Genomic DNA, 24,694 nt, shown 5'->3' with positions numbered 1-24,694 from the left:
GTTGATCGGGATTGTGATTGTCGCGCATGGGGGACTGGCCAGAGAGTATCTGGCGGCGGTCGAGCATGTGGTCGGTGCGCAGCCGAACTTGCGGGCGATCACCATCGCGCCTGATGATGACCGGGACGACAAGCAGCGCGAAATCTGTATTGCAGCCGATGAGGTCGACACAGGCGACGGAGTGGTGATCGTGACGGATCTGTTCGGCGGGTCTCCGTCGAATCTGAGCCTGCGCGCCTGCGCTCCGGTGGACCGACGGATTCTCTATGGCGCCAACCTTCCCATGCTGATCAAACTTGCGAAGTCCCGTCATCTGCCGGTGGCTGATGCGGTGCGTCAAGCCATGGAAGCTGGTCGCAAGTACATCAATTCGCAAAACATCAACCCCGCAGGGGAGTAACATTTTTCAATGGCTGTCAGAACACTTGAGATCGTAAATGAAAAAGGCCTGCACGCCCGCGCTTCGGCCAAACTGGTTGAGGTCGTTGAGGGGTTCGATGCAACGGCCGAAGTGTCAAAGGACGGTTTGTCCGCCTCGGGCGACAGCATCATGGGGCTTTTGATGTTGGCAGCTTCGAAAGGAACGACTATTGACGTCGAAACCTCGGGGCCTGATGCAGATGCCCTGGCTGAGGCTCTTGAAGCGTTGGTCGCCGACAAGTTCGGTGAAGGGTTCTGATCGCAGAGAGACTTGCGAAACAGGGGAAGGGCAAAGTGGCGGACACGGCGCATGACCATGACGGCGGCCTTACGCCGGAAAGCGATACGCAAACGGGCGAGGTCTACGACCGGCGCACGCTGACCTATGCCAATTCCTTTGACGACCGCTGGACCTCGATTGCGATCCGGACGATCGAATGGTTCACCGGCAAACTGACCATCCTGCGCATGGTGAAGAAGTTTGAGCGGCAAAACGCCCAGTATCGCGGTCAAAAGTTCTGGCGTGGCGCGCTCAATGTCATGGGCATCGACCTTTTGACTCCGGAAGAGCAGATCCGCAACATTCCCGCCGAGGGGCCGGTGGTGATCGTCGCCAACCACCCGCATGGCATGGTGGACGGGATGATCTTTGCGGATCTCATCGGCCGCACCCGGCTTGATTATCGCATTCTGACACGCTCGGTGCTGACGGGGCTGGATGAGGCGGCCACGTCGTTCATGATTCCGGTGCCCTTTCCGCATGACCCAGACGCACAGCGCAAGATGGTCGAGATGCGGGCAAAGGCGATGGGGCATCTGAAGGAAGGCGGTGTTGTTGCCCTGTTCCCATCAGGTGTGGTGATGTCATCGGACAGCTGGTTCGGCCCCGCCATCGAACGGGAGTGGAACGTTTTCACCGCCCAGTTGATCCGTCGTTCGGGCGCACGGGTGGTTCCGATTTTCTTCCCCGGATCGAACTCTCGCTGGTATCAGATTGCCTGCCGGATCTCACCGATCCTGCGTCAGGGGCTATTGCTGCACGAGATCGTGCGCTCCTGCAACAAGCCGCAGGCACCGGTCGTGGGCAAGCCGCTGACCGACGAGCAGATGGAGCGCCTGCACAGCGATCCGCGCGGCTTCATGGCCTGGCTGCGGGAGCATACCCTGTCGCTGGGCAACAAGAGCTGAAATTGAAGCCCGGATCCTGAGGGAATCGCAGACACCCAAGCAGCGTCTTGGCGGGCCGGGAAGCCGCTGCCTATCGGGTCGGAACGGGGGTTTCGCCCCGATAATCATAGAAACCGCGTTGTGTCTTGCGGCCAAGCCAGCCGGCCTCCACATATTTCGTGAGCAGCGGGCAGGGGCGGTATTTGGTGTCCGCAAGACCTTCGTGCAGCACGTTCATGATCGCAAGGCAGGTGTCGAGGCCAATGAAATCCGCCAGCTCCAGCGGTCCCATGGGGTGGTTGGCCCCCAGTTTCATCGATTCGTCGATGGATTTGACCGATCCTACACCTTCGTAAAGCGTGTAAACGGCCTCGTTGATCATCGGCATCAGGATCCGGTTCACGATGAAGGCGGGAAAATCCTCTGCGCTGGCGGCGGTTTTCCCAAGGCGTTCCACAACGGTCTGGCAGGCGGCAAAGGTTTCTTCATCGGTTGCGATACCGCGGATCAGTTCGACCAGTTGCATCACCGGCACCGGGTTCATGAAGTGAAAGCCCATGAACCGTTCGGGCCGGTCGGTGCGACTCGCCAGGCGGGTGATCGAGATCGAGGAGGTGTTGGAGGTAAGAATCGTATGAGGTTTCAGATGCGGCTGCAGATCTTCAAAGATGGCTTGCTTGATGGTTTCACGCTCCGTTGCCGCTTCGATCACCAGATCCGTTGCGCCGATATCGGCCAGCGACAAGCTCGGAGTGATGCGCGCCACGGCGGCCTGAACCTCGGCTTCGCTGATCTTGCCGCGGCTTGCCTGCCGGGCAAGGTTTTTCTGGATCGTCGCCAGGGCCGCATCAAGAGCGGTTTGATTTACGTCATTAATTACAACGTCATAGCCCGCAATCGCCATGACATGGGCAATGCCATTGCCCATCTGTCCTGCCCCGATTACGCCGATTTTTTTGACTTCCATGCCCATGGCTCCCTGGCTGCCTGCCGGGCGATCTTATCGGCGGTTTCGGGGGCGGCACAAGGCCGCACCGGCGCTATTTTAGCCAAATTTGAGGTTTAGGGAATTTGCAAGCTTTGGGTCTCAAAGTGACTATCGGGTGAAAATTTGGTGGGACTATGAGCTACGAGCTGAATAGCGCTAGTGCGCTTTCGGTCGGAACATGTTGCTATGCGGGGTCAAGGCTACAAGTGCGTGGGCCCGCGCGTGATTTGGACGACCCTTACATCGCATTCCTTGGCGGGACAGAAGTGTTCGGGCGGTTCGTCTCCGAGCCGTTTCCTGCCGTGACCGAATCCCTGTTGAATGTCCCTTGCGTGAACCTTGGTGGTGTGAATGCGGGGCTGGACAGTTTCCTGGGTGATACGGGCCTGATGCGCGTGGCGCAGGAGGCTGATTTTGTTGTGATGCAGGTGCTGGGGGCACAAAACCTGTCGAACAGGTACTACAAGGTCCATCCCAGGCGAAATGACCGGTTCTTGCAGGCGCGTCCGGCCCTGATATCGCTCTATCCAGAGGTGGATTTTACGGAATTTCATTTCAACAAGCATTTGCTCAGCCGCCTCAGGGATATTTGCGAAGAGCGTTTTGAGACGCTGCGGGTTCATATCCAGTCGGACTGGGTCAGCCGTATGGGGGACTTGATCAGCACTCTGAACAGGCGGCTTGTTCTGCTTTGGCTGCGTTACAATCTGGGTGGTGTGGAACTGATCAACCGCGAACCGGTGCTCGTTGATCAGGGGATGATTGACCCGCTGCGTCATCTCGTCAAAGGGGTCGTGGAAATGCCTGTTACAACTGCTGGCCTGGCCAATGACGTGGCCGGCATGGAGATGGGACCGCTCGACTTGCCGACGGCGCGTCTGATGCTCGGCCCCAAGGAACACAACAGGATCGGCTCCACCACTGCGGAATATTTGCAGACGATCGTGAATGCGGGGTAAGGTGAGGCGGCTTCAGGCCCCCGGCGGCGGATACGACTCGCGCGGTGTTTTGCGCAAAGAAAAGGCCCGCATCTGATGCGGGCCTTCTTGGTTCTTGGTCCGTCCCGGCGACAGACGCCGGGCGTGATCAGCCCAGTTTCTCGGTAAGCTCAGGCACCGCCTGGAACAGGTCAGCCACCAGGCCAAAGTCGGCGACCTGGAAGATCGGCGCTTCTTCATCCTTGTTGATGGCGACGATGATCTTGGAGTCCTTCATACCCGCGAGGTGCTGGATCGCACCGGAGATGCCGACCGCGATGTACAGCTCGGGCGCGACGACCTTGCCGGTCTGACCCACCTGCCAGTCGTTCGGTGCATAGCCCGAATCGACTGCGGCGCGCGACGCACCCACAGCGGCGCCCAGCTTGTCCGCCAGACCTTCGATCAGTTTGAAGTCCTCTTCGGAGCCGACACCGCGACCACCGGAGACAACCACGCCGGCCGAGGTCAGCTCGGGTCGGTCGGAGGCGGCAACCTTGTCTTCGATCCATTCGGACAGGCCCGGGTTTTCGGCAGCACCAGTGGTTTCCACCGAGGCAGAGCCACCTTCACCAGCGGCATCGAAGGTCGAGGTGCGGAAGGAGATGACCTTTTTGGCGTCTTTCGACTTCACGGTCTGGATCGCGTTACCGGCGTAGATCGGGCGCTCGAAGGTGTCGCCGTCGACCACTGCGGTCACGTCGGAGATCACCATCACGTCCAGCAGGGCCGCAACGCGCGGCAGCACGTTCTTGGCGTCGGTGGTGGCCGGGGCAACGATATGCTCGTAGTCGCCCGCCAGCGAGACGATCAGCGCTGCTGTCGGCTCGGCCAGGCGGTGACCCAGCGAGGGGTCCTCGGCAACCAGAACCTTGGCCACACCGTCGATCTTGGCGGCGGCGTCACCTGCGGCGGCGGCGGATGCACCGGCACACAGAACGGTCACGTCACCCAGTGCCTTGGCGGCGGAGACAGCCTTGGCGGTGGCGTCCAGCGCCAGCTCGCCGTTGTTCACTTCGGCAAGGAGAAGAACAGCCATTACACAGCCCCCGCTTCTTTGAGTTTCGCAACCAGCTCGTCGACCGAACCCACGATGATACCGGCCGAGCGCGCTTCGGGCTCTTTGGTCGAGACCACTTCGAGGCGCGGCGAGACATCGACGCCGTAGTCGGCGGCGGTTTTCTCATCCAGCGGCTTTTTCTTGGCCTTCATGATGTTCGGCAGCGAGGCATAACGCGGTTCGTTGAGGCGCAGATCCACGGTGACGATGGCAGGCATCTTCACGGAGATGGTCTGCAGGCCGCCGTCGACTTCGCGGGTGACCTTGGCGTTGTCGCCGTCGATGTCGATCTCAGAGGCAAAGGTGCCCTGCGACCAGCCCAGCAGAGCCGACAGCATCTGACCGGTGGCGTTCATGTCGTTGTCGATGGCTTGTTTACCAGCCAGAACCAGACCGGGCTGCTCTTCCTCGACGATCTTGGCGAGGATCTTGGCCACGGCCAGCGGTTCGATGTCGGTATGAACGTCATCGGCGGCAACAACCAGGATCGCGCGGTCCGCGCCCATGGCGAGGGCGGTGCGCAGGGTTTCCTGAGCTTGTTTAACACCGATCGAGACCGCAACGACCTCGTCTGCCTTGCCGGCTTCCTTCAGGCGGATGGCCTCTTCGACGGCAATCTCGTCAAAGGGGTTCATCGACATCTTGACGTTGGCGAGATCGACACCGCTGCCGTCCGCTTTGACGCGGACCTTCACGTTGTAGTCGATCACGCGTTTGACAGGCACGAGTACCTTCATTTTGCGTTCTCTCCTTAACAAATGGCCTGTCGCGTGGGCGGCGGGCCTTCATGCTCTCGCGCCGTTGATACCGGGTCAGCAATGCGGGCAACAGTGAAAAATCGTCACGTTAGCGGCCCCGGACGTCGCGTCTGTCTGTTTGGCGCATCAATTTTGCAAGAATGTTTCGTAAGGGAAAGACATCTGCCGCAACGGCAGGTTTCCTGTGCCGGGCGCGCGCCGGGGCACGGTTGCCCCGAGCGATTCGTGTGGGTTTGCGCGGCTCTAACGGTTTGCGCCGGGGACCCAGAGCACGTCCCGTGCGCCGTTGTCATTGGCCACGCGTGACGCAACGAAGAACCAGTCGGACAGGCGATTGAGGTATCGCACGGCGGCCGGGTTCACCTCTTCCTCGGTGGCAAGCTCCGTGGCCAGCCGCTCGGCGCGGCGTGCCACGGTGCGGCAGACGTGCAGATGGGCCGAGAGTTTCGAGCCACCCGGCAGAACGAAACTGCGCAAAGGCTCCAGATCCTTGTTCATGACGTCAATTTCCACCTCAAGCCGCTCGACCTGAGCGTCCGCCATCCGCAGGGGCGGGTATTCGGCTTCGGCGTCCTTGGCCATGTCGGGGCGGCACATGTCGGCGCCGAGGTCGAAGAGATCATTCTGGATGCGGGCAAGGGCCTCGTCCATGTCGCCTGTCGCCTCAAGGCGCGCGACACCCACAAAGGCGTTCAGCTCGTCCGAGGTCCCATAGGCGCTGACCCGGGCCGAATGTTTGGCCACGCGCTGCCCGTCGCCGAGGGCGGTGTCGCCCTTGTCACCGGTGCGGGTGTAGATCTTGCTCAGAACAACCATATTCCTCAGCCTCCTTGCGAGCGCAGATAGACGAAGGCCACGATCAGGACCACGGCGATGAACTGGAACAGCAGCCGCAGGCGCATCATCTTGTTGCCGTACTTGTGATTGAAGGCGCCGCCTTTGCCAAAGCCGCCCATGCCGATCACCAGCACGATCACCACTGCCGCCATGGCCACAACGGCCAGAATGAAGAGCGGATCACCCATTGCTCATGCTCCTTCGCATTTGTCTTGTCCCGGTCTATCGCCTGCCTGGGCAGATGGCGACCGCGAATCCGCTATCTAAGGCGGGCAAGGATGCGGTCAATTGACCGGGTCGACAAAATCCGGCGCAGGAACCCGGCGATATGGGTCGGCGTGGTCACATAGTACCGTGGTCGGGGGCGGCGCGATTCGCAGGCATGGATCAGTTTTGCCGTCACTGCCGAGGCGGGCAGCTCAAAGGTATCCGGCCCCTTGCTTTCGTAAAGGCGCTTGAGGAGGCTCTTTTCGTAGAGGTCCCGCAAGGGCGAGGCCTGCCAGTCCACGAAGCGTTCGAAATGCGGGATCGAATTCTCCCGGATCTTGGAGGTCACGGGGCCGGGTTCGATGAGGACAACGTGGATGTCGGTGTCTATCAGTTCGATCCGCAGCGTATCGGTCAGCCCCTCAACGGCATATTTTGTCGCCACATAGGCGCCGCGCCAGGGGAAAGAGACCATTCCCAGGATCGAGGAATTCTGCACGATGCGCCCATGGCCTTGGGCGCGCATCACAGGGATCACCTGCCGCGTCAGCTCGTGCCAGCCGAAGAAATTGCTTTCGAAAATTGTGCGCAGGGCCTCGGTCGGCAGGTCCTCGACCGCGCCGGGCAGCCCGTGGGCACCATTGTTGAACAGCACGTCCAGGGTGCCGCCGGTAGCCTCCAGCACCTCGCGCAGACCAGAGGTGATCGTTTCGGAATCGGTGTAGTCGATCAGCGGGCTGTCGAAGCCTTCGGCGCGCATCTGGTCGCAATCGCGCTGCTGGCGGCAGGAGGCAAAGACCCGCCAGCCGCGAGCCCGCATGCCGCGTGCGGCGTCCAGACCGATGCCGGACGAACAGCCTGTGATCAGGATTGTTTTCTGCATGAAGGCCCCCGCGCCAAGATCTGCCAGACTTGCGGGTCGTTATGGGGCTTTTTTGCTTACCAGTGAAGCGGCGATCCAGCCGAAGTGTTCATTGTCGGGGGTGCGCAGATGTAGCCAGTCGGCGCCATTGTCATCGATGACGATCACCTCGTCCCCGGCCAAAAGGCGCGTGATGATCGGATAGGCCGTGCCTGGACCCTCCCGCATGTTGACCCGAGAGGCTCGAATGTTGCGGATGTCCGCTTTGGCGGCAGCTGGCTGGCTGATGCCATCGTTCTCGGCCGGTGCCGGTTGCTGGTCCGCGGCGGCTGGCGCGCCATTTTCGCGCCAATCAGCTTGCAGGCCGCCGCCAAGACCCTCTTCGAGCGAGGCAAGCTGGATGCCCCCCGATCCAAGCCCTGCATTGAACAGGCTAGCGGATGCCGATCGCGTTGTGTCTGTGCCGCGTTTCTGGGTTGTAGCAATCGTTGTCGGTGTCCGCTCTTCGTCAACACGCGCGCGCACCAGTTCCTTGTGACGCATCTCGATCGTGGTGCGCGTCACCAGGGATGCAGCCGTAACGGTGATTTCATCTTGCGTGTCGCGGTTCGGTTCGCGCCCAGACGCTTGTGCGATTTCAACGACCGGGCGTTCTGGCGGGGTGAAACCTGCCCCGCCGCTGAGCTCATAAAAGCCCCAGCCGAGAAAGGCAAAAGACACCAAAACAAAGCGCGACATGGCGCATCCCCCAGATCATAACTTCAATGACAAGCCGCCTGCGGCAGCTGGCCCCGCAACCTGCGCTCCAAACCCGCGGTCGGGTATGGGGCAGGCGGTGGAACCATAGGCAGCACAGGCTTAATCCTATGTGAAAACGGGTCCGAAACACAGGGGAGAGTCGGTTTTCTTCTCCCCCAACCCGCGGACCGGTGTGCTCTTGGTACAAAGCGCCGCTTTACCGCGGCAGACGGGGGCAGTATTACCACGATATGAGCGACCTGGTAGAAGACCCCGACCTCCCCTCCGCGCCGCAGAATGGCGAAGTGCTGGAACCCCTGCGCCGCGCCATTGGCGAGCGCTACCTGACCTATGCGCTGAGCACGATCATGCATCGGGCGCTGCCCGATGCGCGCGACGGGTTGAAGCCGGTTCACCGGCGGATCCTTTACGCAATGAGCCGCCTGCGGCTGACATCGACCGGTGGTTTTCTGAAATCGGCGAAGATTTCCGGCGATACCATGGGGGATTTCCACCCGCATGGGGACGCGGCGATCTATGACGCGATGGCGCGCCTCGCGCAGGATTTCAACGTGCGCTACCCGCTGGTGGACGGTCAGGGCAATTTCGGCAATATCGACGGCGATAACCCGGCGGCCTCGCGCTATACCGAGGCGCGGATGACCTTCGTTGCCGAGGCTATGCTTGAAGGCCTCAGCGAGGATGCGGTCGATTTCCGCGACAACTACGATGGCCGCCTGACCGAACCGGCGGTTCTGCCTGCGACCTTTCCGAACATTCTGGCCAATGGCGCCAGCGGCATCGCGGTGGGCATGGCGACGAACATTCCGCCGCACAACATCGCCGAGCTGATCGACGCCTGTATCCACCTAATCAAGGCCCCCGGCGCCGATGACGACACGCTTCTGAAATACGTGCCCGGCCCTGATTTTCCCACCGGCGGCATCATCGTGGAGCCGAAGGAGAATATCGCCAAGGCCTATCGCACCGGGCGCGGATCGTTTCGGCTGCGCGCCACCCACGAGGTCGAGGATCTGGGCCGTGGCCAGTGGCAGATCGTGGTCACGGAAATCCCCTATCAGGTTCAGAAATCCAAGCTGATCGAGAAGATCGCCGAGCTGATTCAGACCAAGAAGGTGCCGATCCTCGCCGATGTGCGTGACGAGTCGGCCGATGACATCCGCATCGTGCTGGAGCCGAAATCCAAGAACGTCGATCCCGAGATCCTGATGGGGCTGATGTTCCGCAACTCTGACCTTGAGGTGCGCTTCTCGCTCAACATGAACGTGCTGATCGACGGGGTGACGCCCAAGGTCTGCTCGATGAAAGAGGTGCTGCGCGCCTTCCTTGATCATCGCCGGGACGTGCTGCAGCGCCGCTCGCGCCACCGGATGGCCAAGATCGATCACCGGCTCGAGGTGCTCGACGGTTTCATCATCGCCTTCCTGAACCTCGACCGGGTGATCGACATCATCCGCTATGACGAGGACCCCAAGGCCGCCCTGATGCGCGAGGATTGGTCCAAGGATCATCCCCGCGCCCAAGACGAGGCCGATTACGTGACGCCCGCCGCCGGGGCAGGTGAGCTGACCGAGGTGCAGGCCGAGGCGATCCTCAACATGCGCCTGCGCTCCCTGCGTAAGCTGGAAGAGATCGAACTGACCCGCGAGCGCGACGCCCTGCGCGCGGAACGCGCCGGGCTGGTCGAACTCTTGGGGTCAGAAGAGTTGCAATGGACGCGCATCACCGAACAGCTGCGCGAGACGAAAAAGACGTTTGGCAAGGAGTACGAAGGCGGTTCCCGCCGCACCCGTTTCGCCGAAGCCGGTGAGGTCGAGGATGTTCCGCTTGAGGCGATGATCGACCGCGAACCGATCACGGTGGTCTGCTCTCAGATGGGCTGGATCCGGGCGATGACCGGCCATATCGATCTCAGCCGGGAACTGAAGTTCAAGGATGGCGACGGCGCGCGTTTCATCTTCCATGCGGAAACCACGGACCGGCTGTTGGTCTTTGGCAGCAACGGGCGGTTCTATACCCTGTCTGCTGCCAACCTGCCGGGTGGTCGCGGCATGGGCGAGCCGCTGCGCCTGATGGTGGATCTGCCCAACGAGGTCGAGATCGTCGATATCCTAATCCATAACCCCGAAGGCCGACTTCTGGTGGCCTCATCCGCGGGTAACGGCTTTATCTGCGCCGAAAAGGACATCGTGGCACAGACCCGTGGCGGCAAGCAGGTGCTGAACGTCAAGGACGATGAAAAGGCCAAGGTCTGCGTTCCTGTGACTGGTGATCACGTGGCGGTGGTCTCGGAAAACGGCAAGTTCCTGGTCTTCTCTGTCGAAGAGATGCCGGAACTGTCGCGCGGCAAGGGCGTCCGCCTGCAGAAATACAACATGGCGCGGGGCAAGCAGGGTTCGCTGGAGCTGGACGGCGGTCTGAGTGACGTCACCACCTTCAACTGGGACGATGGCCTCTCTTGGGAAATGGGCGGCGGCAAAACCCGTCATGAAACCGACCTTGGCCAGTGGCTGGGCAAGCGGGCCGGTGTCGGCAAACGCCCGCCCTATGGTTTCCCGCGCAACTATAAATTCAAATGATTGCCTCTGGGGTTTACCGGCGCCGCCCGCTCTGGCTATCTGCCAGCGACCGGCACTTGGCCCGGTGCGATTGAGGGAAAAGACATGATCCGACTTCTCGCCTTTTTGGGCCTGTTCGCCCTGGTTGCGGCCTGCAGTGAAACCCAGCTCAATGAGCCGCCCGAGGATCTGGGTGCCTTCAAGGTGCGGGTGGCCCATGTCTACACCGAGAAAGCGTTGAAATGGCCGATGTCCCGCGACGCGGACCAGTCCGAATGGACAGAACCGATGAAAACCGCGCTTGAGGCGCGCCTGCGCCGCTATGAGGGCAGCCAGGAATACGATGTGGCGGTCACGCTCGAAGGCTTCATGCTGGCGCCGCCGGGCGTACCGATCCTGTTCAACCCCAAGAGCGTCGCGGTGGTGAATGTCTTTGTCTATGATGTCGCCAAACAGGAATTCCTGGCCGACAAGCACCAGATGGAGATCTTCGAGGACACCACCGGGGAAAGCGCGATCGTCGGCTCGGGCCACAGCCGTACCAAGGAAGAGCAGATCGCGGGCCTTGCGCTCAATATCGCCGATGCGGTCGAAGAATGGATGGCCGAGCAGCACAAGGAAAACGGCTGGTTCGCCCCCCGTGAAGAGGCCAGCGAAGAGGGCTAAACCTCTGAACCGGGCCCGAAACCCGGGCAATCCGGCTGAACTTGGCCAAATCCGCATCTGTCAAGCAGGAACGGGTTGATTTTTGCGCGCAAACCAAATAATCGGCGCGCGCAGAGGAAACCGGGTCGCAGATGGACCCCACATTTCAAAAGGGCGCCAAGAGAATGGCTAAGGAAAAGTTTGAGCGTAATAAACCGCACGTCAACATCGGCACCATCGGCCACGTTGACCACGGCAAGACCACGCTGACCGCAGCGATCACCAAGTACTTTGGTGACTTCAAGGCGTATGACCAGATTGACGGCGCGCCCGAAGAAAAGGCCCGCGGCATCACCATCTCGACCGCGCACGTTGAGTATGAAACCGACGCGCGTCACTACGCCCACGTCGACTGCCCCGGCCACGCCGACTACGTGAAGAACATGATCACCGGTGCGGCGCAGATGGACGGCGCGATCCTGGTTGTGAACGCAGCCGACGGCCCGATGCCCCAGACCCGGGAGCACATCCTGCTGGCGCGTCAGGTTGGCGTGCCTGCGCTGGTCGTGTTCATGAACAAGGTTGACCAGGTTGACGACGAAGAGCTGCTCGAGCTCGTCGAAATGGAAATCCGCGAACTGCTGTCGTCCTACGACTTCCCCGGCGACGATATTCCGATCGTTGCAGGCTCCGCCCTGGCGGCGATGGAAGGCCGTGACCCGGAAATCGGCGAGAACAAGATCCGCGAACTGATGGCAGCCGTGGACGAGTACATCCCGACCCCGGCACGTGCTGTCGACCAGCCGTTCCTGATGCCGATCGAAGACGTGTTCTCGATCTCCGGCCGTGGTACCGTTGTGACCGGCCGTGTCGAGCGTGGCGTGATCAACGTTGGCGACGAAATCGAAATCGTCGGCATCAAAGACACCACCAAGACCACCTGCACCGGCGTTGAAATGTTCCGCAAGCTGCTGGACCGCGGTGAAGCAGGCGACAACATCGGCGCGCTGCTGCGCGGTATCGACCGTGAGTCGGTTGAGCGTGGCCAGGTTCTGTGTAAGCCGGGCTCCGTGACCCCGCACACCAAGTTCGAAGCCGAAGCCTATATCCTGACCAAGGAAGAAGGCGGTCGTCACACCCCGTTCTTTGCGAACTACCGTCCGCAGTTCTACTTCCGCACCACCGACGTGACCGGCACCGTGACCCTGCCGGAAGGCACCGAGATGGTGATGCCGGGCGACAACCTGAAGTTCTCGGTTGAGCTGATCGCGCCGATCGCGATGGAAGACGGTCTGCGCTTCGCCATCCGCGAAGGCGGCCGCACCGTCGGCGCTGGCGTTGTGTCGAAGATCATCGAGTAATCAGCAACGCTGATTGATCAAACGGAAAGGCCGCCCTTGGGGCGGCCTTTTTGTGTGAACGCGATGACACAGAGACTCGCAGATCGAACCTGTGTGGAAGTACATCAAGTAACCACAGCTATGCTGTGATGGTTGCGACAGGGTATCCGCGCCACAGCGTGAATTTCCCGAGGGCAGCCCGGCGGAAAATCCGCAAGCACCTTTTGCGGGAAACCTTTTGCAGGCATAAGACCTTGCAGCGCAGTGGCGCCAGGACCTGCTGAACAAGCCATCTGTGATTGGGGAAGCAAAAGGGGGATTTGGTATGGGATGGTCCAAGGCGGTGCAGCTTTTTGTTGAATCAACTGGGTCGATTCACTCTAAACGGGTAAATGCAGCGTGAAAATCAAAATGGAGCATTTGTTTATGCGTTCGATTATCCTCGTCACGTTTTCTGCCATGTTAGTCGCATCTTGTGGCGCTGGTGGCTCGCCCTCGACTTCAAAGCCTTCGGCTTACGGAGTGGCCGTTTCCTGGGACAAAAACCGGAAGTCCTTCTCTGGCACCGCCGGGTCAGCCTGGACGGAAGAGGATCTTCGATCAGACAAGAATGGTGGAATTTGCGGTGCCGACCATTCATTGAGAGATCTGAACGTTTCGCGCCAAGAAAACGGCACGCTCGCCTTCACGGGAAGGTGCGTCTAAGTCCTGGACGACGAAGTCGTGCCTAGGCCCATCTTGAGGGGGTTGACGTCAGTTTGCCTTCTCTTCGGCCTCTTCTGCCCAACGACTGATACGGGCCTCATACCGCATTCAGGGAACCGCGCAGGAAAAGCCCCGCCCTTTGGTTCTGCTGGGGTAAGGTTCGGCAAATTCAGCCAAGGCTTTTAATGGCGTCCGGCGTGCGGCCTGCAGCCCGGTCTGCCTTGTCCGTGATGTCATCTAGGCAGGCCTCAAGGCTTTGGCGCAGCGCTTCGGCTTCCTCATCGGAAGGGCGTTTGGGAACCGTCTCTGTCCATTCCTGGCACATCAGTACGCCCTCGGAGAAGGGGAGCGGCAGCATCTGTTTGTCCCAGGTGGGCAGTTTCATGACCTTCTTTTCCGCAAAAGCGACGGTAAAGACCCTGCAGCCGGTCATGCGGGCCCAAACGATGGGAACGGTCGAGGAAATCCGTGCCGGGCCACGGGGGCCGTCGGCCGCTATTCCGATCGAGCAGCCTTCTTTGGTGCGGCGTACCACTTCGCGTGAGAGAGCGACATGGCGCTGATAGCTGCCCATGGGAATGGTTTCAAAGCCCAGGCGCACGAGGATCTGACCGGCCAGACGCCCGGCCCGTGCGGCTGAAGTCAGTGCGCAGATCCGCCCCAAGGATGTGTCAAAAAGGTAGGGTGCCATGATCAGCCTCTGGTGCCACAGCACAAAGATCACCGGCTCACCGCGTTTGACGCAGGCGTCCATGTCCTCAAAGCCACTGCGCTGCCAGCGCGAGGTGCGATGGGCGAATCGGACATAGGTGGCGAACATGGCTTCAATGCTCCGATTGAAGCGCGGGCTGTCTGCAATTCTTTTTCTGAGGCTCACGGCAGGGATCCTTTCACTCCCCTCTTAATCCAGCAGATCAGTGGCTGCCAGTCCGGGAAAGGGAAAGGGCGGATTGACGGGTTTTGGCGCCATTTCCCTCTTGCCTCCCGCGCGGTGGTGGCTTAGGAACTGCCGCACCGTAGGGGTATAGCTCAGTTGGTAGAGCGACGGTCTCCAAAACCGTAGGTCGCGGGTTCGAGCCCTGCTGCCCCTGCCATTTCCTCGACACTGATGAAGATCGAAGCGGTCACGCCGTATCCGCGGTGCTTTGCATTGGGCGCGGCAGGCTGTCTTCTGAACAGGTACCGTCCCGCCACAGAAGTCCTGCGGCGAAACGGGTGCTTGAGAGACAATCGAAAGAACGCTCTGACCGTGTGGGATCAAGCCGCGGCGTTCACCTTGCTGACCGATCGGGAGTTCCGCTTTTTCGTGTGGGCGGGAACATCCAGATGCGCCGGAGGAAGCCCCTGCATGTGGCGTTCAAAGATCATGTCGAATCCTCGCTCGATATTGACCGCAAACCCGGCCGTATCAAAGAGAGGAGAGGACAGCCGCCTGCGTTTCAGCTTCGCACGCAAAGAGGCCAAAGCCTCAAGATCATTGGCGAGGGCCAGAGCCTTCTCCTCGTACTCGGCTTCATCCTTGGCGATCAGTTCCGGCATGCCGACCGCGCTGACAAGGCTGGCCCCCACACGGGCAGCAAACTGACGGCCGGGCATGGTCAGAAGCGGCAGCCCCGCCCACAGCGCATCGCTCGCGGTGGTATGCGCATTGACGGTGAATGTATCGAGGAACAGATCGGCAACCCGGTGCCGCGCCAGGTGTTCGTCAGTTGCCATGCGCGGAGCGAACACGAGCCGATCGGGGTCGATACCGCGGTTCTTGGCCTCCTGACGCAGATTGGCACGGGACACGGGTCCCCCGTCGAGCAGCCACAGGACACTGTCCGGGGTCTGTTCGAGAATGCGCATCCAGATGTCGAACTCACGGGGGGTGATCTTGTAGCTGTTGTTGAAGCAGCAGAGCACCACCCCCTGGTCGGGAAGCCCGCAATCGCGGCGGGTGAACTGTTGACCGGAAATGGGACGTTCTCGGTCATTCACCTGATAGCTGTGGGGCATGCGGATGAGATATTCGTCGAAGTAGCGTTCGCTGCCGGGCGGGCAGGTCACCGAATCTCCGATCAGATAGTCAAAGGCCGTGCTTCCCATGGTCCCGGGATACCCCAGGTACGACACGTGAAGAGGAGCGAGCCTGTTTGCGAACAGCTCGAAGCGGGTATCCCCGGTATAGCCCTTCAGATCAATCGCGATATCGAGCTGATCGGATTGGGCGATTTCGGTCACCTGCGCATTGGACAGATTGGCTACATCGCGGAAGCGCGCCACATCGCGTGCGACACGGTTGCGGGCCTCATCGGCCGGTGCACTGCCGTAAGAGTAGGCCGTGACCTCAAACCTGCTCTTGTCGTGAGCGGCAAACAGCCCCCCCATCAGGTTCATCGTCGCATGATCGTGGAAGTCGGACGAAAAGTACCCGATACGCAGTTTTGCCGGACGCTGTGCCGCGCGCGCAGGCGTTCTGGCGGCAACGCTGGGCATGAGATCGTTTGCGTGTGCCTGCGTGCGAAGCCGCAACAGGTCGGGGTTGTCCTCAAGCGTCATCATGACGAAGGGCGAGCATGAGACACCCTGCAGGCCCAGGTTCCGACGATGCTCGTTGTATTCGGACACCCATCTCCAATCGTTGAGCTGCGCCATCATGTGCATCTTTTGCGCGCGGGCACGGTCATTGCCGGGATTGGTTGCCAGAACCTGTTCGAAGTTGCGAATGGCGTTTTCCTGATTGCCGGACTGGAGTTCCATCTGGCCAAGATTGAACCGGGCCTCGGTCAAATCCGGAGCAAGGTCACAGGCTTGTTGAAACAGTGTTTTCGCCTCTGCCAGTTTCCCGAGGCGGCGCAGGGCATTGGCCCAATTGTAGATCAGTCGCGGGTTGTTTGGGCACTTCTGGTTTGCCCGCTCCAACAGGTCTGCGGCTTCTGCCAGATCCCCCTGATGTGCCAGTATGTTGGCCAGGCTGTTGAGGGTCGGGATGTGATCGGGATCCAGCGAAAGGCACTTTCTGTAAAGCGCGATGGAATCGCTTGTGCGTCCCATCTTGTTGCAGACGTCGCCCATGGCTGCATAGGTGCCCGGCGCGCGGGGGTTGAGCTCGCAGGCCTTGTGCAGGCATGTCGCGGCCTCGTCCAGATTTCCGGCGTTCAGGTGGCACTGTCCGAGCAGGTCCCACAGGAAATGCGAGCGCCTGTATGAGTTCAGCATTGAGGCGCAAGAGGATGCGGTTGCTTGGAACTGACCGGCTGCAAAGCTGTCTGTCAGCTGCTTTTGCGTCTCAGCCGAGGGATTCTGTTCTGATTGCATCCGCTGCTGGAGAGAATTCAGAGCCTTGAGGGCACGGGCATTCTTTGGGAACTTTTTCAGGATGTCGCCATAAATGCGGGCGGCGTCATCCAGTTTCGCGTCACGTTCCAGGCGCTGCGCTTTGTTCAAAGAATTTGCAATGGTCATGGAGTCCTGTCTCACTTGCATGCTATGGCCGACCTCTGCACCTTCTGATGACTTACCGGGCCGTCGCGAATGACCATGGCCGAAGAGAATTAAAAATCGATTTATCGGGATTTATGGTCATTTTGTGGGATCTGCGCCGCGGTGTCGGCGCCAGTCTTGGCTGCAGCCCCGGCGTCGATTGAAAACGCCTGCCGCTCCTCTTAGGCTCCGCCTGTGGATCCCTAATCACCGGTTTCAAAATGTGCAGCGCCAAGCCGACAAACCCATATGCCGATCTGCCGCAGAAGGCTTTTTGGAAAAGCGCTGTCGCAGCGCATAACCCGCTCGAGATATCAGAACTTTGGAGGCCCGCGTTCGCAATTCTTCCCACGGACAAGGTGGTGACTGCCGGGTCCTGTTTTGCGCAGCACTTCAGCCGCGCGCTGTGCGCGCGGGGCTATCGCTGGCTGGACGCCGAGCCCGCGCCCGAGTTGTTGACCGAAGAACAGGCGCGCAGCTTCAACTACGGGATTTTCTCTGTTCGGACCGGAAACATTTATACGGCGCGTATGCTGCGCCAGTGGCTGCAGCTGGCCATGGGCGCAACAGACGCAGAGGCTCCGGAGTGGACAGAGGTATGGCAGGCCAAGGCGCGCGTTCAGGACCCGCTGCGCCCCGTGATCGAACCGGGTGGATTTGCGTCGTCGGACGAGCTGATCGCGTCTCGCAGCGCCACGCTTGCCGCACTGCGCAGGGCCGTGCGAAAGGCCGATGTCTTTGTTTTCACCATGGGATTGACCGAGAGTTGGCGAAACCGGAAGACCGGCATGGAATACGCGCTGTGTCCGGGCACCGCTGGCGGAGTGTTTGACCCGGAGGTGCATGTTTTCCACAATCAACGCTATTCGGAAATCCTCGAGGACATGAGTGCAGCGCTGGAGCTGATGCGCGCGCATAATCCGCGGCTCAAGGTCTTGCTCACGGTGTCCCCGGTGCCGCTGACCGCCACGGCTTCGGGGGAACATGTGCTGACGGCCACGTCCTACTCCAAATCCGTCTTGCGGGCGGTGGCAGGCGATCTGGCTGCCGACCATGATGATGTCGACTATTTCCCGTCCTACGAGATCATTACCCACCCTGCCTTTCGCGGCATGTTCTATGCCAGCAACCAGCGCAGTGTGATTGCCAGGGGCGTCGACCACGTGATGGAAAGCTTCTTTGCCGCCCAGCAGGCTCATTTTCCGCAAAAAACAGCTCGGACAGGGACCAAGGTGCGGTCTGTTCAGGGAGATCGTGGCGGTCGGGCCGTGAAATGCGAAGAGGAAATGCTGGATGCTTTCGCCCGATAGTCTGTCAATTTGCATTTATGGCGACAGTCATATTGCCTGTATCAAACATGCGCTGGATGAGGGCCTGGTTTCGGTGCCGCAGGGTGGACTTGAGTTCTGGGGGGCGAGCGGTCCGGCCTTTCGTGGCATTCATCTGAAAGGCGGTCGCCTGCAGCCCCAGACCCAAGAGTCGCAGGAACAGGTCAGGATGATCAGTGACACCGGGCGCGATAGTCTGGGGCCTGAGGATTTTGACGTTTTCCTTTTTGTCGGCAGCCGCCTGCGGTCTCAGTCCTATGTGGTGCCAATGCTGTGGCGGGCGCAGGACGACGCGGGATACCTCAGCAAGGCGGTGCGCGATGCGGTTCTGGACCGCTGGCTGACCGGTTGCCGATCCTACCGAGCAGCATGTGCCTTTGCCGCATTAGGCCAGGCGCGGGTGTTCTTTTCACCGGCCTCCTTCATGAATGATCAGGTGCTTGACGAAAAGGTCATCGTCCGGTCGATCAACCAGCAGGCCACGGCAGAACAACGCGCCGCTTTGTGGGAGGGCATTGCGCGGAGGATGGCACAGGATGGCGTTTCATTGATCGCGCAACCCGAAGAAACCGTCACCCGCGGATGCCTGACGCGGATGGAATTTGCCTCCAGCCGCGCGACAGAGTTGCAGGACCCCGTTCACAAGAACGGAGCCTTTGGCGCATTGCTCCTGAAAGAGCTGTTTGCGCGGCTCGCCTCGGATCCTGCCGGTGCAGGGGCCACAGCCGATGCACCGGCCTGATGTCCTTCCTGCCGTAGGGCTTGAATTTGATGCCCACAGCGGCTAAATCCCGGCGAACCCGCCTTTAGAGAGATCACGCCACATGGCCATGACCAATCCAGTTCAGTTCATCCAGCAAGTCCGCGCCGAAGTCAGCAAGGTCGTCTGGCCAACCCGCCGCGAAGTGCTGCTGACCACCGTGATGGTCTTTATCATGGCGGCCCTGACGGCGACCTTCTTTGCCCTTGTCGACCTCTTGATCCGCACCGGTCTTTCCGGACTGCTGGGGATGTTCGGCTGACACAGGCGAGGCTGGATGCAGGCAAGGGGCGGACAGGGCGTAAAAGCCGCTCAGCCTCTTGATCTCGCTCTCGCCTGAGGGTAGTTGGGCCGGTAACTCTGGCATGGGCGTGCGGCGAATCGTGTTGCGCGCCGCTTTTTGTTAGGGGCAGGGGCCCCTGGCCAAAAACCGAATTATGATGAATGCGGCGCAATGCGCCCGGCAAAACAAGGACGATCAGGCTCATGGCGAAACGGTGGTATTCGGTCAGCGTTCTTTCGAACTTCGAAAAGAAAATCGCAGAGCAGATCCGCGCCTCTGTTGCCGAACACGGGCTTGAGGACGAGATCGACGAGGTTCTGGTCCCCACCGAAGAGGTGATCGAGGTCCGCCGCGGCAAGAAAGTCACCACCGAGCGCCGTTTCATGCCCGGCTACGTGCTGGTGCATATGGAAATGTCCGACCAGGGCTACCATCTGATCAACTCGATCAACCGCGTGACCGGCTTCCTGGGTCCGCAGGGCCGCCCGATGCCGATGCGCGACGCCGAGGTTCAGGGTATCCTGGGCCGCGTTCAGGAAGGCGAAGAAGCTCCGCGCACACTCATCTCCTTTGAGATCGGCGAGAAGGTCAAGGTCAACGACGGACCCTTCGAGGATTTCGACGGCATGGTCGAGGGCGTGGACGACGACAACCAGAAGCTCAAGGTTACCGTGTCAATCTTCGGCCGCGAAACTCCGGTCGAGCTGGACTTCACCCAGGTCACCAAGCAGGGCTGATCTGCATCCATAATTGGACTTCAAGGCGCCGTGTTGCTTCATGCAGCGCGGCGTTTTTTGTTTTGCCTGACGCTCCCGCAGTGCTCAGCTTGTTGGGGGTGCGAGGAACTCCGACAGTTGGGCGGCGACGGGTGTCGGAAGATACTCAAGTAGTAGGCTCTCAACCTCCAGTCGCTCGTCGCCATCAAGTACCCATGGGGTGACAATGGTCTCACTGGTTTCGCCCGCTTCTTCAATCTTCAGAACATAAATTCCACCTTCAAAGCTGATCGACTTGATGGTGGGCCATTTGATATGTCCCGTCACGCCGTCGGCGATATGGAAAAGCCCGTCTGGCGCAAATTCAACCTCGAGTACCGCTGAGGGAGAGGATGATTTCCCGCGCAGGCGTTGCCTGAGGTCGCGTAGGATGCGGATAGTGGCGACCGAGATCATGAGTAATGAAAAGACGGACAGGAACCAGATTCCCTTGTTGGGATCCTTCACTGGCCAAGCGCTGAGAATTGGCGGCGACCAGTAGAAAAAGTTGAATGCAAAGATGGCAAGGAGCAGAATCTTGTGCGCCAGCATGCTTTGACTGCCATACGTTTGGCTGTAGCGCACAAGCGGAGTTCGCGAGGTGGCGGAAACAGTTTTAGTGGTGGAAATAGTTATTGGTTTCAATCGTTCGCTCTCATAGCAATGAGTGTTCAATCAGCCTTCGGCCCAACGGTAAACGGAAACCTGGATTTTCCATTCCTGTGATTTTCAGCCTAGGGTAGAACCGCATTTTTGGCGAGAGTAGCCAAGCGCCTCAGTTGCCAATGCTGGAGGTGCTTGCCAACCCCATCATTCCTCCGCATGCCGCCCTTGCTACACTTGCTTCAGGGCATCCACAAAGCGGTCGATCTCATTGTGGGTGTTGAAGTAATGCACCGAGGCGCGTGTGAGGGCATTCAGATTGCGAGCATCCATATCAAGGCGGGCGCAGGTCACGGGCGAGACTGAGACGTTGATCTGGCGGGCGCGCAGGGCGTCTGCGATGCCCTTGGGGTCGATCCCGTCTTTAGTGAATGTGACGATCCCGCATTTCCTGGCACCCAGATCATGCAGGGATACGCCCTCAACCGCGCCAAGCGCATCGCGCAGGTCCTGGGCCAGCGTGGTCACGCGCGCCTCGATATTGGTCAGGCCGATGCGGCGCGCATAGCGGACGGCCTCCATCAGCCCGACACGGCCTGCGACATAGCTTTCCCAGTTCTCGAACCTTTTGGCGCCTGGGGCCAGCTCGTAGCTGTCTGTCCCTGTCCATTTTGCCGACAGAAGATCGATGAACGGAGGGTCGATCTGGTCGAGGATGTTTCGGCGCACGTAGAGGAACCCCGTCCCCCGCGGTCCGCGCAGGAACTTTCGCCCGGTGCCCGACAGGATGTCGCATCCGATCTGTTCCACATCGACGTCAATCTGCCCGACCGATTGGCAGGCATCCAGCAGGTAGAGAACGCCATGCTTTTTCGCGATCGCGCCGACCTCTGCGGCTGGGTTCACCAGCCCGCCCTGGGTCGGCACATGGGTGATGGCGATCAGCCTGGTGCGGGGGGTGATCATGGCCTCCAGCCCCCCGACATCGATCTGACCGCTCTCATCCGACGGCGCTAGGTCGATTTCAAAGCCGAGCCGACGCGACTGCTGCAAAAGGGCGAGGTAGTTGGAGGCATATTCAGAGGAATGGGTGATCACCCTGTCTCCCGGCTCCAGATGCAGGCCGTAAAAGGCCATGTCCCAGGCGCGGGTGGCGTTCTCGACAAAGGCAATCTCATCAGGCTTGGCGTTCAGAAGGCCTGCGAACTCCGAATAGAAGGCTTGGATGTCCTCCTGCGCCCGCCGCTCTGCCTCGTACCCGCCGACTTCGTTTTCGTCTCGCAGAACCCGTTGCAGCGCGTCAAAGACGGGCCTCGGCATCAGCGACGAGCCTGCGTTGTTGAAATGCAGTACTTTCGCACAGCTCGGTGTGTCCGAACGGATCTGATCAATATCAATCATGAGGGAAAGTCTCTGCTGTTAAAACATCTTTGGGGCGTTCTGGTCCGAGGGGAGCCTATGCGCTTTCAACGTGTTGCTGCAACTCTGAAGACCCGTAGGTCGCCCCGGTCCTGCGCACACAGATGTTGCGGCCAAAGTTCTTGCCAACCCGCCCTTTCCCCTGTACACGCCGCCTTTATCGTCTTCGGGCGAGATTCTCTCGTGGGAGGTCTATGGGTCGCGACCCGGATACCGGACCACGCAACACAGAACCGGGTGGAACGCGTTCCACCCCTGTTGAAAGGAAAACCAAATGGCTAAGAAGCTTGTTGGTTCGATGAAGCTGCAGGTTCCTGCAGGTCAGGCAAACCCCTCTCCGCCAGTGGGTCCGGCGCTTGGTCAGCGCGGCATCAACATCATGGAATTCTGCAAGGCGTTCAACGCCAAGACCGCAGACATGGAGCCCGGCGCGCCGTGCCCGACCGTGATCACCTACTATCAGGACAAGTCCTTCACCATGGACATCAAGACGCCCCCCGCGTCTTACTACCTGAAGAAGGCCGCCAAGGTGAAATCGGGCGCCAAGACTCCCTCGCGTGAGACTGTTGGCACCGTGACCGCTGCTCAGGTGCGCGAGATCGCCGAAGCGAAGATGAAAGATCTGAGCGCCAATGACGTTGAAGCGGCGATGCAGATCATCCTGGGCTCTGCCCGCTCCATGGGCATCGAGGTGAAGTAAGATGGCAAAGCTCGGTAAACGTACCCGCGCAGCGCGCGATGCCTTCGCAGGCAAAGAGAACCTGACCGTCGAAGAAGCAGTTGCCCTGGTCAAGGCCAACGCAACCTCCAAGTTCGACGAGACCATCGAAATCGCCATGAACCTGGGCGTTGACACCCGTCACGCAGACCAGATGGTGCGCGGCGTTGTCGGTCTGCCCAACGGTACCGGCAAGGACATGCGCGTTGCGGTCTTCGCACGTGGCGCCAAGGCGGATGAAGCCAAGGCAGCCGGTGCGGACATCGTTGGTGCAGAAGACCTGATGGAAACCATCCAGGGCGGCACCATCGATTTCGATCGCTGCATCGCGACCCCGGACATGATGCCCGTCGTTGGCCGTCTGGGTAAGGTTCTTGGTCCGCGCAACCTGATGCCGAACCCCAAGGTCGGCACCGTGACCATGGACGTCAAGGCCGCTGTTGAAGCGGCCAAGGGCGGCGAAGTTCAGTTCAAGGCGGAAAAAGGCGGTGTCGTGCACGCAGGTGTCGGCAAAGCGTCCTTCGATGAAGCCAAGCTGGTTGAAAACATCCGTGCCTTTGTTTCGGCTGTTGCCAAGGCAAAGCCGTCGGGTGCAAAGGGTGCCTACATGAAGAAGATCGCGCTGTCTTCGACCATGGGTCCCGGCGTGACCGTCGATGTGGATCAGGCCGTCAGCGAGTAAGCTGCGCCTTTCGAATTCTGAGTGGCCCGTGCGAGTTTCTCGTGCGGGCCATTGCTTTGCAGGGCATGAAAACGCTCGGGAGTGTCGGTGCTGGCAAGTTTTTGCGAGACTGCGATTTACCTCTTGGAAATCGGTATCGAAGCGACTATCAACCACTTGAGGTAAAGCGTGCGATTCGTCGTGCGCTTTATTTCATTTCGTCCAAGATGGTGGGTGGCCTTTCGATCGGGCCTTAATTTCCCTCCTGAGACGGGAAAGACCAATAGATCGAGGGTTTCTATACCCTCGGGCGACTTTGGCTAACCCCGTATTGCGGACTTGAACGCCGGGCCATCTGGTCTGGCACATCAAAGAGCCGGGGAGCGCAAGCCCCCCAAAACCTGGAGAGAACTGTGGATAGAGCCCAGAAAGAGAAATTGGTCGAGGAACTCGGCCAGATCTTCGAAAGCTCTGGCGTCGTGGTGGTTGCTCACTACGCCGGTCTGACAGTTGCCGAGATGCAGGATCTTCGGGCACGCGCACGCGATGCCGGAAGCGCCGTGCGTGTTGCCAAGAACAGGCTCGCCAAAATCGCCCTCGAGGGTAAGCCGTGTGAAAGCATGTCTGACCTGCTGACAGGGATGACCGTTCTTACCTACTCCGAGGACCCCGTGGCAGCTGCCAAGGTGGCCGAGGACTTCGCCAAGGATAACAAGAAGTTTGAGATCCTCGGTGGTGCAATGGGTGAGAACGCTCTGGACCGCGCAGGCGTCGAAGCCGTGTCGAAGATGCCGTCCCGCGAGGAGCTTATTGCCTCCATCGCTGGCTGCATCGGCGCACCCGCTTCCAACATCGCCGGCGCAATTGGCGCACCTGCAAGCAATATCGCAAGCATCCTTTCGACCATCGAAGAGAAGGCGGAAGCTGCATAAGCGGTTGGCACTGAATGACCGGTGTGGGGCTTATGCTCACACGCTGGAAACACACACTTTATAACGGAAAGAGCTGATAAAATGGCTGATCTGAAGAAACTGGCAGAAGAGATCGTTGGTCTGACCCTGCTTGAAGCACAAGAACTGAAAACCATCCTCAAAGATGAGTACGGCATCGAGCCCGCAGCTGGCGGCGCCGTCATGGTTGCAGCGGCTGGCGACGCCGGTGGCGCAGCTGAGGAAGAAAAGACCGAATTCGACGTCGTTCTGAAGAACGCCGGCGCGTCCAAGATCAACGTGATCAAGGAAGTTCGCGGCATCACCGGTCTGGGCCTGAAAGAAGCCAAGGAACTGGTCGAAGCCGGCGGCAAGATCAAAGAAGGCGTCTCCAAGGACGAAGCCGAAGACATCAAAGGCAAGCTGGAAGCAGCTGGCGCCGAAGTCGAGCTGGCCTAAGCCTCGCTTGCGGGACATAGAGGTGGGGGTT

The 24,694-nt window shown here is 60.0% G+C and carries 26 protein-coding genes and 1 tRNA gene; 16 read left to right on the top strand and 11 right to left on the bottom strand.

Going from position 1 to position 24,694, the window contains the following annotated elements; all coding sequences use genetic code 11:
* Window position 1 precedes the first annotated feature (1 nt).
* From AADA15_RS11865 to AADA15_RS11855, 3 genes are read left to right on the top strand one after another with little or no spacing between them, the layout of a single operon-like run.
* A complete protein-coding gene (locus AADA15_RS11865) occupies window positions 2–400 on the top strand; it encodes a PTS sugar transporter subunit IIA (RefSeq protein WP_341641764.1) in 399 nt (132 codons plus the stop codon).
* Between the two features lie 9 nt (window positions 401–409).
* Entirely contained in the window at window positions 410–679 is a 270-nt protein-coding gene (locus AADA15_RS11860) for an HPr family phosphocarrier protein (RefSeq protein ID WP_341641763.1), read from the top strand.
* A 35-nt stretch (window positions 680–714) separates the two neighbouring features.
* The gene (locus AADA15_RS11855) at window positions 715–1,608 is read left to right on the top strand and encodes a lysophospholipid acyltransferase family protein (protein WP_341641762.1); all 894 of its coding nucleotides are present in this window, start codon (window positions 715–717) and stop codon (window positions 1,606–1,608) included.
* A 70-nt stretch (window positions 1,609–1,678) separates the two neighbouring features.
* On the opposite strand, the gene AADA15_RS11850 is transcribed toward AADA15_RS11855, so the two are convergent.
* The gene (locus AADA15_RS11850) at window positions 1,679–2,554 is read right to left on the bottom strand and encodes a 3-hydroxybutyryl-CoA dehydrogenase (RefSeq protein ID WP_341641761.1); all 876 of its coding nucleotides are present in this window, start codon (window positions 2,552–2,554) and stop codon (window positions 1,679–1,681) included.
* A 155-nt stretch (window positions 2,555–2,709) separates the two neighbouring features.
* Here AADA15_RS11850 and AADA15_RS11845 point away from each other — a divergent pair, with 155 nt between their 5' ends.
* Complete coding sequence (locus AADA15_RS11845) at window positions 2,710–3,534, top strand: DUF6473 family protein (protein WP_341641760.1); 825 nt, start codon at window positions 2,710–2,712, stop codon at window positions 3,532–3,534.
* Between the two features lie 127 nt (window positions 3,535–3,661).
* Here AADA15_RS11845 and AADA15_RS11840 read toward each other — a convergent pair whose 3' ends face one another.
* The 6 genes from AADA15_RS11840 to AADA15_RS11815 form a co-directional block, all read right to left on the bottom strand.
* Window positions 3,662–4,591, bottom strand: a complete 930-nt coding sequence (locus tag AADA15_RS11840; RefSeq protein WP_341641759.1) for an electron transfer flavoprotein subunit alpha/FixB family protein — start codon at window positions 4,589–4,591, stop codon at window positions 3,662–3,664.
* Entirely contained in the window at window positions 4,591–5,349 is a 759-nt protein-coding gene (locus AADA15_RS11835) for an electron transfer flavoprotein subunit beta/FixA family protein (protein WP_274847700.1), read from the bottom strand. The genes AADA15_RS11840 and AADA15_RS11835 overlap by 1 nt, the downstream gene beginning before the upstream one ends.
* A 264-nt stretch (window positions 5,350–5,613) precedes the next feature.
* Window positions 5,614–6,186: a cob(I)yrinic acid a,c-diamide adenosyltransferase gene (locus tag AADA15_RS11830; protein ID WP_341641758.1), complete on the bottom strand. Its 573-nt coding sequence runs from the start codon at window positions 6,184–6,186 to the stop codon at window positions 5,614–5,616.
* 5 nt (window positions 6,187–6,191) lie between these two features.
* A complete protein-coding gene (locus AADA15_RS11825) occupies window positions 6,192–6,395 on the bottom strand; it encodes a twin transmembrane helix small protein (protein ID WP_341641757.1) in 204 nt (67 codons plus the stop codon).
* 71 nt (window positions 6,396–6,466) lie between these two features.
* The gene (locus tag AADA15_RS11820; protein ID WP_341641756.1) at window positions 6,467–7,297 is read right to left on the bottom strand and encodes an SDR family NAD(P)-dependent oxidoreductase; all 831 of its coding nucleotides are present in this window, start codon (window positions 7,295–7,297) and stop codon (window positions 6,467–6,469) included.
* 39 nt (window positions 7,298–7,336) lie between these two features.
* Window positions 7,337–8,014 carry an SH3 domain-containing protein gene (locus AADA15_RS11815; RefSeq protein ID WP_341641755.1) on the bottom strand — a complete coding sequence of 226 codons (678 nt, stop codon included), beginning with the start codon at window positions 8,012–8,014 and terminating at the stop codon, window positions 7,337–7,339.
* A gap of 251 nt (window positions 8,015–8,265) precedes the next feature.
* Here AADA15_RS11815 and parC point away from each other — a divergent pair, with 251 nt between their 5' ends.
* From parC to tuf, 3 genes are all read left to right on the top strand, one after another.
* The gene (gene parC / locus AADA15_RS11810) at window positions 8,266–10,614 is read left to right on the top strand and encodes a DNA topoisomerase IV subunit A (protein ID WP_341641754.1); all 2,349 of its coding nucleotides are present in this window, start codon (window positions 8,266–8,268) and stop codon (window positions 10,612–10,614) included.
* Window positions 10,615–10,698: 84 nt separating this feature from the next.
* A complete protein-coding gene (locus AADA15_RS11805) occupies window positions 10,699–11,259 on the top strand; it encodes a hypothetical protein (RefSeq protein ID WP_341641753.1) in 561 nt (186 codons plus the stop codon).
* Window positions 11,260–11,423: 164 nt separating this feature from the next.
* On the top strand, window positions 11,424–12,599 hold the full coding sequence (gene tuf / locus AADA15_RS11800; RefSeq protein ID WP_341641734.1) for an elongation factor Tu: 1,176 nt from the start codon (window positions 11,424–11,426) through the stop codon (window positions 12,597–12,599).
* An 853-nt stretch (window positions 12,600–13,452) separates the two neighbouring features.
* On the opposite strand, the gene AADA15_RS11795 is transcribed toward tuf, so the two are convergent.
* A complete protein-coding gene (locus tag AADA15_RS11795; protein ID WP_341641752.1) occupies window positions 13,453–14,160 on the bottom strand; it encodes a lysophospholipid acyltransferase family protein in 708 nt (235 codons plus the stop codon).
* 141 nt (window positions 14,161–14,301) lie between these two features.
* Between AADA15_RS11795 and AADA15_RS11790 the strand changes: the two genes are divergently transcribed.
* Window positions 14,302–14,377, top strand: a tRNA-Trp gene (locus tag AADA15_RS11790).
* A gap of 163 nt (window positions 14,378–14,540) precedes the next feature.
* On the opposite strand, the gene AADA15_RS11785 is transcribed toward AADA15_RS11790, so the two are convergent.
* A complete protein-coding gene (locus tag AADA15_RS11785; RefSeq protein ID WP_341641751.1) occupies window positions 14,541–16,730 on the bottom strand; it encodes an O-linked N-acetylglucosamine transferase, SPINDLY family protein in 2,190 nt (729 codons plus the stop codon).
* 380 nt (window positions 16,731–17,110) lie between these two features.
* On the opposite strand from AADA15_RS11785, the gene AADA15_RS11780 reads away from it, so the two are divergent.
* The 4 genes from AADA15_RS11780 to nusG all read left to right on the top strand — a co-directional run bounded on the left by AADA15_RS11780 (window position 17,111) and on the right by nusG (window position 19,856).
* Entirely contained in the window at window positions 17,111–18,058 is a 948-nt protein-coding gene (locus tag AADA15_RS11780) for a GSCFA domain-containing protein (protein WP_341641750.1), read from the top strand.
* The gene (locus tag AADA15_RS11775) at window positions 18,042–18,818 is read left to right on the top strand and encodes a hypothetical protein (RefSeq protein WP_341641749.1); all 777 of its coding nucleotides are present in this window, start codon (window positions 18,042–18,044) and stop codon (window positions 18,816–18,818) included. The genes AADA15_RS11780 and AADA15_RS11775 overlap by 17 nt, the downstream gene beginning before the upstream one ends.
* A gap of 82 nt (window positions 18,819–18,900) precedes the next feature.
* On the top strand, window positions 18,901–19,098 hold the full coding sequence (secE, locus tag AADA15_RS11770; protein WP_341641748.1) for a preprotein translocase subunit SecE: 198 nt from the start codon (window positions 18,901–18,903) through the stop codon (window positions 19,096–19,098).
* Between the two features lie 224 nt (window positions 19,099–19,322).
* Window positions 19,323–19,856, top strand: a complete 534-nt coding sequence (gene nusG / locus AADA15_RS11765; RefSeq protein WP_341641747.1) for a transcription termination/antitermination protein NusG — start codon at window positions 19,323–19,325, stop codon at window positions 19,854–19,856.
* An 84-nt stretch (window positions 19,857–19,940) separates the two neighbouring features.
* Here the strand turns inward: nusG and AADA15_RS11760 are convergent, their stop codons facing one another.
* Both AADA15_RS11760 and AADA15_RS11755 read right to left on the bottom strand, forming a co-directional pair.
* Entirely contained in the window at window positions 19,941–20,519 is a 579-nt protein-coding gene (locus tag AADA15_RS11760; protein ID WP_341641746.1) for a hypothetical protein, read from the bottom strand.
* 189 nt (window positions 20,520–20,708) lie between these two features.
* The gene (locus AADA15_RS11755) at window positions 20,709–21,878 is read right to left on the bottom strand and encodes an aminotransferase class V-fold PLP-dependent enzyme (RefSeq protein WP_341641745.1); all 1,170 of its coding nucleotides are present in this window, start codon (window positions 21,876–21,878) and stop codon (window positions 20,709–20,711) included.
* 292 nt (window positions 21,879–22,170) lie between these two features.
* Here AADA15_RS11755 and rplK point away from each other — a divergent pair, with 292 nt between their 5' ends.
* The 4 genes from rplK to rplL all read left to right on the top strand — a co-directional run bounded on the left by rplK (window position 22,171) and on the right by rplL (window position 24,663).
* Window positions 22,171–22,596 (top strand): 50S ribosomal protein L11, encoded by a 426-nt coding sequence (gene rplK, locus AADA15_RS11750; protein ID WP_341641744.1) that lies wholly within the window; start codon window positions 22,171–22,173, stop codon window positions 22,594–22,596.
* A gap of 1 nt (window position 22,597) precedes the next feature.
* Window positions 22,598–23,296 (top strand): 50S ribosomal protein L1, encoded by a 699-nt coding sequence (gene rplA, locus AADA15_RS11745; protein WP_341641743.1) that lies wholly within the window; start codon window positions 22,598–22,600, stop codon window positions 23,294–23,296.
* A gap of 392 nt (window positions 23,297–23,688) precedes the next feature.
* Window positions 23,689–24,207, top strand: coding sequence for a 50S ribosomal protein L10 (gene rplJ / locus AADA15_RS11740; protein WP_341641742.1), 519 nt, complete (start codon window positions 23,689–23,691; stop codon window positions 24,205–24,207).
* Between the two features lie 81 nt (window positions 24,208–24,288).
* Window positions 24,289–24,663 (top strand): 50S ribosomal protein L7/L12, encoded by a 375-nt coding sequence (rplL, locus tag AADA15_RS11735; protein ID WP_341641741.1) that lies wholly within the window; start codon window positions 24,289–24,291, stop codon window positions 24,661–24,663.
* The last annotated feature ends 31 nt before the right edge of the window (window positions 24,664–24,694 follow it).

Source organism: Phycobacter sedimenti (assembly GCF_038148855.1).
Taxonomy (GTDB): Bacteria; Pseudomonadota; Alphaproteobacteria; order Rhodobacterales; family Rhodobacteraceae; genus Phycobacter; species Phycobacter sedimenti.
The sequence above is the reverse complement of the archived record's forward strand: the minus strand, read 5'-3'. Positions and strand labels throughout refer to the sequence as shown.